The sequence below is a fragment of the Rhizobium jaguaris genome (assembly GCF_003627755.1).
In the GTDB taxonomy this organism is placed as follows: domain Bacteria; phylum Pseudomonadota; class Alphaproteobacteria; order Rhizobiales; family Rhizobiaceae; genus Rhizobium; species Rhizobium jaguaris.
On the sequence record NZ_CP032694.1, the window covers coordinates 1,320,915 to 1,333,284 of the forward strand.

Consider the following 12,370-nt stretch of genomic DNA (forward strand, 5'->3'; position numbering starts at 1 on the left):
CATGGTTGCGCGATTTGTCCGGTGGCTGCTCTGCCTTGTCGGCCTCGTCATAATCGGTTTCGCAACCTTCTATGTCGTCACCGCGCCATCGCCTTTGCCAGCCAGCCATTGGGCGAATTTGGGCGATCCCGATATCAAGAATGGCGAACAGGTGTTCTGGGCCGGCGGATGTACGAGCTGTCATGCCGCCCCGGGCGCTCAGGGCGATGCGAAACTAGTCCTGTCGGGTGGCCTGGCACTGAACAGCCCCTTCGGCACGTTTCATGTCCCGAATATCTCTCCGGATGAAAATGCGGGCCTTGGCAGTTGGACGCTTGCGGATTTCGGCAATGCGATGAAGCGCGGCGTCGGCAAGAAAGGCGAGCATCTCTATCCGGCTTTCCCCTATGGTTCCTACACCCGCATGAGCGACAAGGACATCAATGACCTCTGGGGTTTCTTGAAGACTTTGCCGAAGAGCAGTAACGTCGCGCCGCCGCATGAGCTGCCGTTCCCCTTCGATATCAGGCTGGCGCTCGGCGGCTGGAAGTTCCTCTATTTCAACGATCAGCCCCGCGTAGTCATCGCCAATGCCGACGACAAGATCAAACGCGGCCAATATCTGGTGGAAGGTCCCGGCCACTGCGGCGAATGCCACACCCCGCGCGACGGGCTCGGCGGCTTTCTGAGGGACCAGTGGCTGGCCGGTGCCCCGAACCCGGAAGGCAAGGGCAGTATCCCCGATATCACCCCTGGCTCGAAGAAGATGGGTAACTGGAGCGCCGGCGACATAGCCAACTACCTAGAGACGGGCTTTACCCCCGAGTACGATTCCGCCGGCGGCTCGATGGCGGAAGTCCAGAAGAACATCGCCCGCCTGCCGGCCTCGGACCGCGAGGCGATCGCGGCCTATCTGAAGGCGGTACCGGCGCGGTGACACCTGTCGTCACGAAGTGAAGAGAGCCAGAAGTGGCAATTTAGGCCGCTATCTGGTTCCCAATGGGCCGCACTTGCTATCGGAGAGCGCTGCCGGTAAGGCGAGCTGAAGGTCGCTCAGCTCGCGCCCGAGCGCTTGGCGAGATAGAGATGCGTTTCGTAGTGCAGCTCGAATTCGCCGCCATGGGCTGTGATTGCATCGGCGATCTCGGAAAGAAGTACTTCCCGTTGCTCATGCGGTAAGAGCCGGTGTCCTGAGAGCGTACGCAGCAGGTCGGTGTAGCTTTGAGCGCTGTGCAAATGGCTCCAGCGATAGCAATGCTGCGTCGGCGCTTCGAAATATTCTGATTGCAGCAGCAACTCCGCGAATGGCCCGTCGGGCAGATACCATGCCTCCGCGGGTGGCCCCAGGAGCTGTGGCGCATGGCGAGCGTAGATATTTGCAAATTTTTCGGCGAGCGGCGGCTTCGGCGGCATCGGTACATTGCCGAAGACTGCAAGGGTGCCCTCCGGCACGAGCTGCATGGCAGTCTTGGCAAAGCGCAATTCGGGCGAAACCCAGTGGAGCGATTGCGCCGCTGCCACAAGCTTGAAGGCGCCAGGTTTGCCCGGCCATGCTTCGAAGGTGGTCTGGATGAAACGGACCTGGGGAAATCCGGCCAGCCTTTGCCTTGCGACTGCGATCAGTTCTGCGCCTGGATCAACCGCGACGACGGACAGGTTTCTGTGGGCAAACCCCTCCGTCGCCTGTCCCGTGCCGCAACCGATCTCAAGGATTCTATCCGCGGCCTTCAAGCCGGCGCGGGCGATGATGTCCGCAAAGAGCGCATCCGGATAGAGTGGACGGGCATTGTTGTACAGACTTGCGATGCGATCGAATGTGAATCGCTGTTCCAAGGCGTATCTCCAGTTGCGGATCGAGGCCGAAGAGCCATTTTCTAGCGCATTTCGGGTGAAGCTTACAGTCCGGAATGGTTCGGGATTCGGCAACGGGAGAGAGTGGTCGTGGACGCTAGGGTGACGCAACGGGTTCCTTATTTCAGCCAGTGGGAAACGCCTGACATGACGCTGGCGGTGGTGGCTGAGGGTGCGCAATCCGCCTTGCTGAAAGACCCGCTTTGGGCGGGTTCGGGGGCGACGAACGTCGAGGAATATGCTCGCTGGGCCGGCAATAGCTGTGGTATGGCCTGCCTGAAGATGATCCTTGCCGCGCGCACGGGCGAAATCGTGCCGACCGTCGATCTCGCCTTGGCATGCAAGGAATATGGCGGCTATGTCGAAGAGCCGGACGGCAAGATCAAAGGGTTGATCTATGCGCCCTTCGTTCCCTTCGTCAAAGATCGGTTCGGCCTGAACGCCAGGGTCGTCACCGGGATTTCCGTCGCAGATATCGGCGATATCCTGGCGCAGTCGGAGTTCTTCATCGCGTCGGTCCACCATTCCATTCGCTGGCCCGAGACTGAGCCGCCGGGAAGGGGCGGGCATCTCGTTTTGGTGACGGCGGTCAGCGCAAATATGATCCGCTTTCACAATCCCTCCGGGCATGAGACTGCGACGCGCGAAAATGTCGAACTCACGCTGGAGACATTCGACCGCTTTTTTGCCGGGCGCGGGATCGCCATCGATCGCTGACGTCGGGAAAGTCAACGGCGATCCCGGCGTGGACCGCTCTCATGCAAGCGCCTGCAGGTAGCGCATGCCGGTGACCGGGCGCGCCTTGAAATCCATTTGTTCGTAGAAGCGGTGCGCCTGGACATTGCCGGTCGCAGCGCTGACCGAGAGATAGCCGCAACCAGCCTTGCGCGCGACGTCGCGAGCGCGGTCGACGAGATGCTGGCCGATGCCGTGGCCGCGATGGCCGTCGCGCACGAAGAGATGATGCAAGTCCATACCGCGTTGACCTTCCTGCGCCCGGTAGAGCGGTACGAGGATGGCGTAGCCGATCAGCCCGTTTTCGCCTTCCGCCACCAGCGCCGTGATCCATGGTACCGGGCCGAAGAGATCGCGTTCGAGCTGTTCCGGTGTCGTGGCTGCAGGGTCGCCGTGATGGGCGGCGAGCAGCCGGATCATATCGTTCAATTCCGGCAAATCGCGCGGATGCGCATGACGGATGGTGATGACGGGCGGGCGGAGAAGTGAGATTTCGCTATCGTCCAGCATGGGTTCTACGTCCTTTTTTCAATATGCCGTCAGGACGCTGCCGATACAACAAAGCCGCCTGACGGCGGCTTGTTGACAATATGATCTGTCTCGGCCGCCCCTTACAGGTACAGCCAAAAATACGAGCGATTATGGAGCGCGTGCGTGATCATGGGCGCATACATGATCCGGAATGGCGGATTTGTCAATGGGGAGAGTCGATGCTCTGTCCGGCGCAGGCAATAGGCACGCGTCAGTCTATCGCACCCGCGCTTGCTGAGAGCGGGTTTGCTCCCAGCGACATTTATAGTATACCCCCCTATACTATAAATGAGGCCGACATGTCCCATACCGTCTATCAACAAGCCAAGCTTCTTTCCCGCGTCCGCCGCCTCAAGGGGCAGATGGAGGCGGTGGAGCGAGCACTGGAGGCTGAGCGGCCCTGTGGGGAGATCCTGCAGCTTCTCGCTTCCATCCGCGGCGCCCTGACGGGACTGACCGGTGAGATCCTGGAAGATCATCTGCAGGAACATGTGCTCCAGGCCGAAAGCGAGCAGGCCCGCCGCCAGGCGGTCGACGAAATATCCGATGTGCTGAAGACCTATCTGCGCTGATCAGAGGCTTCGCAAATCCAACTGGAGACTGATGTTATGAGTACTTCTTCGGATGCGTTGACGCATAGTCACGTATTTCTGGGCGCCGGTCACAGCCGCAATGAACGCCGCGTCTGGCTGGTCATCGCGCTGACGACCGTGATGATGGTGATCGAAATCGGCGCCGGCACGCTGTATGGCTCGATGGCGCTGGTTGCCGATGGCTGGCACATGTCGACGCACGCCAGCGCCATGCTGATTTCAGCGCTAGCCTATCTCTATGCCCGTCGCCATGCACATAATGCGCGCTTCACCTTCGGCACCGGGAAATTCGGCGATCTCGCCGGTTTCGCAAGCGCCATCATCCTCGCTATGATCGCGCTGTTGATGGGATGGCAAAGCCTGGTGCGACTGGAGAATCCGGTGGCGATCAATTTCCGCGAGGCGATCGCCATTGCCGTCGTCGGACTCCTCGTCAATATTGTTAGCGCCTGGCTGCTGCGGGACGATCATGATCACCACCACCATGGGCATTCCCACGCGCATGGACATGATCATCATCATGGGCACGATCACCACCATGATCATGGCGGCAAAGATAACAATCTGCGCTCCGCCTATGTCCATGTTATCGCCGACGCCATGACCTCGGTTCTGGCCATTGTCGCGCTTTTGCTCGGCAGCCGCTTCGGCTGGACCTTTCTCGATCCGCTGATGGGCATTGTCGGCGGCCTGGTGATCTTGCAATGGTCCTGGAGCCTTTTGCATTCTTCAGGTGCAATCCTGATCGACTTCATCCCGCCGGGCGAGGACCTGCCGGATGAGATTCGAGAGGTGATCGAAACGGATATCGACCGTATCACCGACCTGCATGTCTGGCAGGTCGGTCCCGGCCATCATGCGGCAATCGTCGCAGTGATAACGACGGAACCGCGCGACCCTGCCTTCTACAAGGCACGGCTGGCCGATATCCATGAACTTTCGCATGTCACAGTTGAAGTCACGGTCAAAAAGGCAGCATAAAGTAGTCTGGAAACTGGGCGTGTCAGAGGCTTGCCATATTCCTCGCTTAGCTGAGAATCGGCTTGATTCTGCTGGAGGCTTCCGCATGCCCATACTGCTTACCCGCCGCCGCCTCTTGGCAGGCTCGGTGCCGCTTTTGCCTGCTCTCGCATTTGCGCCAAAAGCCCTCTTTGCGCAGGGTACTAGCGCCAGTAAGAGCCCCGACACGACCGCCCCGGCGCCCAATGCGTCTGATACGCAGAACGATAATTCTGCGGCACCCGATAACGGCCAAGGCTCGGATGATAACCAAGGTCCCGACAATTCCCAGTTGACCGATGATGCTGAAAAGCAGTTGGCGGACCTGGAAAAGAAGACAGGCGGCCGTCTCGGCGTTTCCGTGCTGGATACGGAAACGAACATTTCGCTCGGCTACCGCGAGGGGGAGCGGTTTGCGTTGTGCAGCACCTACAAAGCGCTCGCCGTCGGTTTCGTGCTTGCCCGTGTCGATCAGGGTTTAGAGAAGCTCGACCGCCGTGTCACTTATGGCAACGACGCGGTCGTCACCTATTCGCCTGCGACCGAAAAGCATGCCGGCACCGACGGCATGACGATCGCCGAGCTCTGTGGGGCGGCTATCACGCTGAGCGACAACACTGCCGGCAATCTCCTGCTAGACAGCTTCGGGGGACCTTCGGCGCTGACGGCCTGGCTGCGCACGACCGGCGATACGGAAACCCGGCTCGACCGCAAGGAACCCGACGTCAACCAGGCGATCAAGGGCGATCCGCGCGACACGACGACGCCTGATGCTATGCTGGATACGATCGGGCTTTTGACGCTCGGCAATACGTTATCGGAAACTTCGCGCGATCAGTTGTCGATCTGGTTGGTCAACAACACCACTGGGAACGCACGCCTGCGAGCCGACTTGCCGAAGGAATGGAAGGTCGGCGACAAGACCGGCACCGGTCAGAATGGCTCCTATGCCGACGTTGCCGTCATCTGGCCCACCGACCGTGGCCCGATCCTCGTCACCACCTTTGTCGGCGAAGCAACCGCACCCGCAAAGGATATCGAGGCCGTCTTCGCCGAGGTCGGCAAGATTATCGTGGGCATGGTGGGGAAACTATAGTGGAATTTTGAAATATAACAAATGAAATCAAGGTAATACGATCTTGATGTGAATCAGGACCGTATCGCCTTCATGTTGTTTCGAGGAAGCTCAAGCGATGGATAAGGCAGCCGCGGCACTATCGGTTTCATCGCTCTCGTCGGCCTTACTATCGATGCCGAGCTGCTGCTTGACTTGTTTCGCGATCTCATCGTTGATCGCCTTCTGCTCATCCGCGGGCAACTTGCTGAAAGACTCTTCCGTCAAGTGATGCTGCTCCAGGTATTGGGCGCGAATCTTTTCTGCTGGCGTCATGTTCGCAAGCTTGGCGAATTCGTCCTGGATATCCTGGCTCGAAGAATCGCTCGACGAATCGGAACCGTTGATGCTGGGAGCCGCCCCGGTATTCTGATCGGCGTCCACATCGGATGTCGAAGGCGCCGTTTGGCCGGTCTGGCTGAGCCAAAAGGCGGATGAAATTGAGGAAGGTGTGCCGCTGGACGTAACCGACGGTGCTTGCTTCTGCTGGTTATCGCTGTCGTCAGTCAGCATAAACGCCGTGCTGTCGTCGGAATTCGTATTCTGCTGGCTTTTCATGGGGCTGCTGAAAAAACTCTGGGTGCTGTGATGAACTTTCATCGTCATGTCTCCCTGTGGGTTGGCGCGACGATGACTCCGCAAGCCTGTCCGGGGCTTGTGTGCTAAGGCTCTCTTACGTTCCGCAGAAAGTCTGCAGCACCCGCTCCGCCGGCTGTGGCGGCTCGGCATAGGGCGCGAAGGCCGGCTGGTCCTCATAGGGCTTGGCAAGCACTTTCAGTAGCACCTCGAACAGTGAAAAATCCTCATCCTCGACCGCCGCTTCGATCGCCTGTTCGATGCGATGGTTGCGCGGGATGAAAGCAGGATTTACCCCACGCATCGCGCGTGCACGGTCGATGGGCAATTTCGGTTCACGATTGATCCGCTCCCGCCAGCGCGCCAGCCATGGCGCAGCGGAGGCGGGATCCTTGAAACTGGTGGCAAAAGCGGCTTCGCCGTCGTCGCTTTCAGCGAGATTGGAGAGCCGCCGGAAAGTCAGCGTGAAATCCGCCCCCTGCTGTTGCATCAGAGCCAGCAGCGCTTGGATCAGATCGAGATCGTCATCTCCCTCGGTTGCGAGGCCGATTTTGGCGCGCATGCCGGTAAGCCAATGGGCCTGGAATCGCTCGCCATAGTCCTTGATCACTGCATTGGCCAGGTCGACGGCCGTGTCCAGCGACGGGTCGATCAATGACAGCAGCGTTTCGCCCAGCCGTGCGAGATTCCATTGGCCGATTGCAGGCTGGTTCGCATAGGCGTAACGGCCGTGATGATCGATCGAGGAAAAGACGGTCGCCGAGTTATAGGTGTCCACAAAGGCGCAAGGGCCGTAGTCGATCGTCTCGCCGGAAATGGTCATGTTGTCGGTGTTCATCACACCATGAATGAAGCCGACATGCAGCCAACGGGCAATCAGGGCCGCCTGTCGCTCCGCAACGGCCTCCATGAGCGCGAGATAGCGGTTTTTTCGGTCCTTGATCTCCGAATAATGCCGGTCGACGACATAGTCTGCCAGGATGCGCAGACTGTCCGAATCGCCGCGCGCGGCGAAGTACTGGAAAGTGCCGACTCGGATATGGCTTGCCGCGACGCGGGTGAAAACCGCACCAGGCAGCACTTCCTCACGATAGACAGGCTCGCCTGTGGTAACCGCCGCCAGTGCCCGTGTCGTTGGAATGCCGAGCGCATGCATGGCTTCGCTGACGATATATTCGCGCAGGACCGGCCCGAGCGCGGCTCGTCCGTCGCCGCGCCGGGAAAACGGCGTGGGCCCGGCACCCTTGAGCTGGATATCACGACGCCTGCCGCTGCGGTCGATGACTTCGCCGAGCAGGATCGCCCGGCCATCCCCGAGTTGCGGCACGAAACCGCCGAACTGATGGCCGGCATAGGCCATCGCGATCGGCTGGGAGCCCGGCAAGAGCTTGTTCCCGGAAAAGATCGCCGCCCCATCCCGTTCCAGCGCATCGGCATCTAACCCTAGATCGCGTGCTAAGGCCGTATTGAACTTGATCAGCCGCGGAGCCGCGACCGGCGCAGGCGCCTGTTCCGCAAAAAACTGTGGCGGCAGGTGCACATAGCTGTTGTCGAACGGTATCGGCAGCGCATCAAACACTGCCTTGTCGTGAAGAGATGAGCTCATAGCTCTAAGGTAGGGCTGGCAAGGATGCGGCGCAAGGCTTGTGGAGGGTAGGATAATATCCTACTTTATCCTACCGGTGATTTGGGCCCATGATTTGGGAATGCGACATGAATGAAAAATTGAGCATCACACTTCCAAGCGAAATGGTGGCCGCGATCAAGAGCCGCGTCGACGCCGGAGCTTACGCCTCCACGAGCGAGGTCCTTCGTGCGGCAATGCGGGTTTGGCTGCGGGAGGAAGCAGAGTACGAGGAAAGGATCGCCGCGATCCGGTCACGAGTAAAGGCCTCGCTGGATGATCCGAGACCAGATATCAGCCTTGAAGATATGGATGAATGGATTGATTCCTTAGCTGCCGAAAAGCAGTGAATCCATGAAACGTTATTCCGTTGCGTTCCGTGGAGCGGCGCAGGCCGATCTGCGATCGATATTTAATTATGTTCTTGATCGAAGGCAAAGCAGGCAAACGGCGCTCTCCTATATCAGACGCATTCGAGAACGATGCGAAAAAATCGGAGATGCTCCGTTTGGAGGTGTCGCGCGTCCTGATATCGGTATCAATTTGCGCATGGCCGTTTTTGAACGAAGCGTCGTGATTCTCTATGTCGTTGAGGGCGATCGAGTGCGTATCACGAACATGATTGCCGGCGGGCGGGATTACGAAGCTCTGTTGCGATCTCAACTATAGATCCGGTTGCGGTGCCGTTCATTGCGCCGCTTCTGCTGCAATCTTTCTTGCTTGGCGTTGGCCTGAAATTGTTGCCCGATCTGCCACGCTTTAGCTAGCTTTCCATCTCCCGCGCCATCTCCGCCAGTTTTCGCACGGTATTAAGGTTTCGCGATGTTCCGGCCTTCAGCGTCGGCAGCTTCATTTTGGAGCGTCCGGAGCCGTCGGGATAGTGAACGTAGATTTCTTTGCCAGCGATATGCACCTCTTCGCCGCCAGGCGCGACCAGCTTGTCCAGAGCATCCGCCGGCGGACGCTCTGGGAGGAAGTTGACGAGCAGATAGTTCGGTTTGGCGTGCGGGAAGGGCGAACCTTCTGCGGCAGCCTCCAGTTGTCGGCGGCTGCGCAGAATCACGCCCGGCGATTTGCCCATCTTGAGCGCCAACGCTTCTTCGAGCTGCTTTTGCACCGTTGTCTCGTCCTTGTCGGACTGAAAGAGCACATTACCACTCTGGATATAGGTCTTCACATCGGTGAAGCCGATCTCTTCGCAGAGCGCTTTCAAATCCGCCATCGACAACGCACCGGTGCCGCCGACATTGACGGCACGCAACAGGGCGACATAGACCGGCATGGGCTCCTCCAGAGGTTTGCTAGATCTTGCCAGCGACCTTGATGGCGAATCCGTATTCGAAGGCGATTTCTTCCAGGCGCTGGAAGCGGCCCGAAGCGCCGCCATGGCCAGCACCCATGTTGGTTTTCAGGAGGATAGGCGCATCGCCGGTGGTCTTCTCACGCAGCTTGGCCACCCATTTCGCCGGTTCCCAATAGGTGACGCGCGGATCGGTCAGGCCGCCAAGCGCGAGGATCGGAGGGTAGGGCTTTTCGCCGACATTGTCATAGGGGCTATAGGCGGCGATCTGATCGTATTCTTCCTTGCTGTCGATCGGATTGCCCCATTCCGGCCATTCCGGGGGCGTCAGCGGCAATGTGTCGTCCAGCATGGTGTTGAGCACGTCGACGAAGGGCACGGCGGCGATGATGCCGGCGAATTTCTCCGGCGCCATATTGGCGACGGCGCCCATCAGCATGCCGCCGGCCGAGCCACCCTCGGCGATAATCTTCGCATAGGAGGTGAACTTCTCCTGATTCAAATAGTCGGCTGCGGCGATGAAGTCCTTAAAGGTGTTGGTCTTCTTGTCCATTTTGCCGTCTTCGTACCAGGCAAAACCCTTATCCTTGCCGCCGCGAATATGGGCGATGGCATAGACGAAGCCGCGGTCGGCGAGCGACAGGCAATTGGTGTTGAAGCCGGCGGGAATGGTGATGCCGTAGGCGCCATAACCGTAGAGCAGGCAAGGCGCGGAGCCGTCGAGCGGCGTATCCTTGCGATAGAGCAGGGTCACCGGCACCTGTTCGCCGTCCCAGGCGGGGGCGAAGACGCGGCGGGTGACATAGTCGTCCGGATTATGACCCGACGGAACTTCCTGCGTCTTCAGCAAAGTGCGCTCGCGCGTCACCATGTTGTAGTCGTAGAGCTGGCTCGGCGTCGTCATCGAGGAATAGGAGAAGCGGATAACGTCTGTGTCATATTCGGCCGCCCCTGCAGGCCGAGCGAATAGGCCTCCTCATCGAAGGCGATGGCATGTTCTTCATCGGAGCGGCGGTCGCGGATGATGATCCGAGGCAGGCCGTCCTTGCGTTCCAGCCAGGTGAGATGGCGGGCATAGGCCATATGATTGAGGATCAGCGTGCCTGGCTTGTGCGCCACGACATCGCGCCAGTTTTCCTTGCCCGGTTTGTCGACCGGCGTTTCCATGATCTTGAAATCCTTGGCATCGCCGTCATTGGTAAGGATGTAGAAGACATCGCCGCCTTCCGACATTTCATACTCGATGCCGGTATTGCGCGCGGCCACAAGCTTCGGCTCGGACGTCAGATCCGAGGTCGGAATGATCCGGTATTCGCTGGTCTCGTGATCGTGGATGTCGATGAAGATGTAGTCATCTAGCAATGAACCGCCGACGCCCATGAAGAAGCCGGAATCCTCTTCCTCATAGACCAGACGGTCTTCCGATTGCGGCGTGCCGACGACGTGATGGAAGATCTTCGAAGGACGGTGATTCTCGTCCTGCAGCGTATAGAAGAAGCTCTTGCCGTCAGGCGCCCAGACACCGCCGCCGCCGGTATTCTCGATAATGTCGGCAAGGTCTTCGCCGGTATCGAGGTTGCGAACCCTCAGCGTGAAATATTCCGAGCCTTTGTCGTCATAGCCCCAGATGCCGTGGCTATGGTCGGTGGAATGGTCGATGCCGGAAAGCCGGAAATAGGACTTCCCCTCGTTTTCCTTGTCACCGTTCAGAAGCAGCTTGCGCTCGCCGCCGTCGCGTGCCTCGCGGAAATAGTGCGGCTGCTCGCCGCCGGTGACGTAGAGCGTGCCATAGGCATAAGGGCCATCCTTAACCGGCACCGAGCTGTCATCCTCCTTGATGCGGCCCTTCATCTCGGCGAAGAGCACCTTCTGCAGCTCTTTCGTATCCGCCATGGCTGCATTCATATAGGCGTTCTCGGCCTCCAGATGCGCGCGGATTTCGGAATCGAGGATCGAAGTGTCCTTGAACATCGCCTGCCAATTATCGGCACGCAGCCAGGCATAGTCGTCGCTGCGGCTGATGCCGTGGCGCGTGTCCGTGACTGGTTTTTTTGCAGCGGCAGGCGGGGTGGGGAGGTTCTTGAATGCAGACACTGGAAGGCTTTCTCCGGGATGAAAGTCGGATACGAGGTGAAGAAGAGATAGAGGGCGCTGGCGTGGCGTTCAAGCGGCAATGTCCGCTCAAGCCTCATGCAAGCGGATGACGCTAAATTTCAATCAAGCTGATAAAGGCACAAAAGCTCGCTTGGAGCGCCGTGTGTTCATTTGAGCGCACAAAGGATGCTCCAGCTTTTTGAAGCTGGCGCGCCCTGTCCACTTTTATGTGATGTCGTCTGAAAGCAGACGCGCCTGGGCTGCCTTGATGTGACCACATTCTTTAACGAAGTCCGCTGACATTGCGTCGATAAGAAGGGCGGCTCGAGCCGCTTTCCCTGGTGGAGCAGACGCCGCCGAAAGCATGTCGCGCAAAATGCGCAGCGGTTCTGCGATAGCGACATGCGCAAAATCAAGAGCCTAAAGCGCAAAGAGCGAATCCCAGAGATCGCGATGTGCTCTAGCCCGGAAATAATCAAGGGACCGGTCTTCATGCTGAAATTCATTGCCATTCTTGTGCCGTTGGCTTCCATCGCGACCTCCGCTTTTGCTGTCGATGCAGCCATAAAAAAGCAACTCCAAAAACTCGATCCCTCCGAACGGATGGAGCAGGCCTGCGATGCTGAAGCAATGAAACGAATCGGTACCGAGAAGACCGGCTACAAGCCGGACAAGGTCATTGCCTACACGTTCGGCGACCCTGATATGGCTCCGGATTCGATGAATGCTCCCGGCGCAGTCTTTCGCAGCGGGGGAGATTGGTATCATCTCTCCTATACGTGCACGACCGGCTCGCAGCATGTTCATGTGCGCGACCTGAGCTACCAGATCGGCGACAAGGTGCCGCGCGACAACTGGCAGAAATATGATCTCTACGACTGATGCCTTAACAGCGGTTCAGCTTTTCACGGATTCGCGGAACCGCTCTATCTTTTTGTTTCTTCGCAATTTCTGCAGGAGAACCGCTTCACACT

13 protein-coding genes and 1 pseudogene are annotated in these 12,370 nt (G+C 58.7%); 8 read left to right on the forward strand and 6 right to left on the reverse strand.

The features are described 5' to 3' along the window. The first annotated feature begins 1 nt into the window (after position 1). A complete protein-coding gene (locus CCGE525_RS06435) occupies positions 2 to 916 on the forward strand; it encodes a cytochrome c (RefSeq protein WP_120703564.1) in 915 nt (304 codons plus the stop codon). Between the two features lie 116 nt (positions 917 to 1,032). Here CCGE525_RS06435 and CCGE525_RS06440 read toward each other — a convergent pair whose 3' ends face one another. After that, entirely contained in the window at positions 1,033 to 1,812 is a 780-nt protein-coding gene (locus CCGE525_RS06440) for a class I SAM-dependent methyltransferase (RefSeq protein WP_120703565.1), read from the reverse strand. Between the two features lie 165 nt (positions 1,813 to 1,977). Between CCGE525_RS06440 and CCGE525_RS06445 the strand changes: the two genes are divergently transcribed. Next, positions 1,978 to 2,547: a C39 family peptidase gene (locus CCGE525_RS06445; RefSeq protein WP_245472133.1), complete on the forward strand. Its 570-nt coding sequence runs from the start codon at positions 1,978 to 1,980 to the stop codon at positions 2,545 to 2,547. A gap of 39 nt (positions 2,548 to 2,586) precedes the next feature. On the opposite strand, the gene CCGE525_RS06450 is transcribed toward CCGE525_RS06445, so the two are convergent. Then, positions 2,587 to 3,075 (reverse strand): GNAT family N-acetyltransferase, encoded by a 489-nt coding sequence (locus CCGE525_RS06450; protein WP_120703567.1) that lies wholly within the window; start codon positions 3,073 to 3,075, stop codon positions 2,587 to 2,589. A gap of 320 nt (positions 3,076 to 3,395) precedes the next feature. Here CCGE525_RS06450 and dmeR point away from each other — a divergent pair, with 320 nt between their 5' ends. The 3 genes from dmeR to bla all read left to right on the forward strand — a co-directional run bounded on the left by dmeR (position 3,396) and on the right by bla (position 5,784). Then, complete coding sequence (dmeR, locus tag CCGE525_RS06455) at positions 3,396 to 3,668, forward strand: Ni(II)/Co(II)-sensing transcriptional repressor DmeR (protein WP_120703568.1); 273 nt, start codon at positions 3,396 to 3,398, stop codon at positions 3,666 to 3,668. Positions 3,669 to 3,704: 36 nt separating this feature from the next. After that, positions 3,705 to 4,670, forward strand: a complete 966-nt coding sequence (gene dmeF / locus CCGE525_RS06460) for a CDF family Co(II)/Ni(II) efflux transporter DmeF (RefSeq protein ID WP_120703569.1) — start codon at positions 3,705 to 3,707, stop codon at positions 4,668 to 4,670. A gap of 85 nt (positions 4,671 to 4,755) precedes the next feature. Then, a complete protein-coding gene (gene bla, locus CCGE525_RS06465; protein ID WP_120703570.1) occupies positions 4,756 to 5,784 on the forward strand; it encodes a class A beta-lactamase in 1,029 nt (342 codons plus the stop codon). 90 nt (positions 5,785 to 5,874) lie between these two features. Here bla and CCGE525_RS06470 read toward each other — a convergent pair whose 3' ends face one another. Both CCGE525_RS06470 and CCGE525_RS06475 read right to left on the reverse strand, forming a co-directional pair. Beyond that, positions 5,875 to 6,402 carry a hypothetical protein gene (locus CCGE525_RS06470; RefSeq protein WP_120703571.1) on the reverse strand — a complete coding sequence of 176 codons (528 nt, stop codon included), beginning with the start codon at positions 6,400 to 6,402 and terminating at the stop codon, positions 5,875 to 5,877. Positions 6,403 to 6,475: 73 nt separating this feature from the next. Continuing rightward, positions 6,476 to 7,984 carry a protein adenylyltransferase SelO gene (locus CCGE525_RS06475; RefSeq protein ID WP_120703572.1) on the reverse strand — a complete coding sequence of 503 codons (1,509 nt, stop codon included), beginning with the start codon at positions 7,982 to 7,984 and terminating at the stop codon, positions 6,476 to 6,478. Between the two features lie 107 nt (positions 7,985 to 8,091). Here CCGE525_RS06475 and CCGE525_RS06480 point away from each other — a divergent pair, with 107 nt between their 5' ends. After that, positions 8,092 to 8,352 (forward strand): ribbon-helix-helix domain-containing protein, encoded by a 261-nt coding sequence (locus tag CCGE525_RS06480; RefSeq protein WP_120706291.1) that lies wholly within the window; start codon positions 8,092 to 8,094, stop codon positions 8,350 to 8,352. A 4-nt stretch (positions 8,353 to 8,356) separates the two neighbouring features. Continuing rightward, a complete protein-coding gene (locus CCGE525_RS06485; protein WP_120703573.1) occupies positions 8,357 to 8,671 on the forward strand; it encodes a type II toxin-antitoxin system RelE/ParE family toxin in 315 nt (104 codons plus the stop codon). A 94-nt stretch (positions 8,672 to 8,765) separates the two neighbouring features. Here the strand turns inward: CCGE525_RS06485 and CCGE525_RS06490 are convergent, their stop codons facing one another. Beyond that, positions 8,766 to 9,284, reverse strand: coding sequence for a DUF1697 domain-containing protein (locus CCGE525_RS06490; RefSeq protein ID WP_120703574.1), 519 nt, complete (start codon positions 9,282 to 9,284; stop codon positions 8,766 to 8,768). Positions 9,285 to 9,303: 19 nt separating this feature from the next. After that, positions 9,304 to 11,396, reverse strand: a pseudogene (locus CCGE525_RS06495) (S9 family peptidase). A 492-nt stretch (positions 11,397 to 11,888) separates the two neighbouring features. On the opposite strand from CCGE525_RS06495, the gene CCGE525_RS06500 reads away from it, so the two are divergent. Beyond that, positions 11,889 to 12,278 (forward strand): DUF930 domain-containing protein, encoded by a 390-nt coding sequence (locus CCGE525_RS06500; RefSeq protein ID WP_120703575.1) that lies wholly within the window; start codon positions 11,889 to 11,891, stop codon positions 12,276 to 12,278. The last annotated feature ends 92 nt before the right edge of the window (positions 12,279 to 12,370 follow it).

Coding starts and splice junctions, on each gene's coding strand:
- CCGE525_RS06470 (WP_120703571.1), bottom strand. CDS start 6,402: ATGAAAGTTCATCACAGCACCCAGAGTTTTTTCAGCAGCCCCATGAAA.
- CCGE525_RS06445 (WP_245472133.1), top strand. CDS start 1,978: ATGACGCTGGCGGTGGTGGCTGAGGGTGCGCAATCCGCCTTGCTGAAA.
- CCGE525_RS06475 (WP_120703572.1), bottom strand. CDS start 7,984: ATGAGCTCATCTCTTCACGACAAGGCAGTGTTTGATGCGCTGCCGATA.
- CCGE525_RS06450 (WP_120703567.1), bottom strand. CDS start 3,075: ATGCTGGACGATAGCGAAATCTCACTTCTCCGCCCGCCCGTCATCACC.
- CCGE525_RS06435 (WP_120703564.1), top strand. CDS start 2: ATGGTTGCGCGATTTGTCCGGTGGCTGCTCTGCCTTGTCGGCCTCGTC.
- CCGE525_RS06485 (WP_120703573.1), top strand. CDS start 8,357: ATGAAACGTTATTCCGTTGCGTTCCGTGGAGCGGCGCAGGCCGATCTG.
- CCGE525_RS06500 (WP_120703575.1), top strand. CDS start 11,889: ATGCTGAAATTCATTGCCATTCTTGTGCCGTTGGCTTCCATCGCGACC.
- dmeR (WP_120703568.1), top strand. CDS start 3,396: ATGTCCCATACCGTCTATCAACAAGCCAAGCTTCTTTCCCGCGTCCGC.
- dmeF (WP_120703569.1), top strand. CDS start 3,705: ATGAGTACTTCTTCGGATGCGTTGACGCATAGTCACGTATTTCTGGGC.
- CCGE525_RS06490 (WP_120703574.1), bottom strand. CDS start 9,284: ATGCCGGTCTATGTCGCCCTGTTGCGTGCCGTCAATGTCGGCGGCACC.
- bla (WP_120703570.1), top strand. CDS start 4,756: ATGCCCATACTGCTTACCCGCCGCCGCCTCTTGGCAGGCTCGGTGCCG.
- CCGE525_RS06480 (WP_120706291.1), top strand. CDS start 8,092: ATGAATGAAAAATTGAGCATCACACTTCCAAGCGAAATGGTGGCCGCG.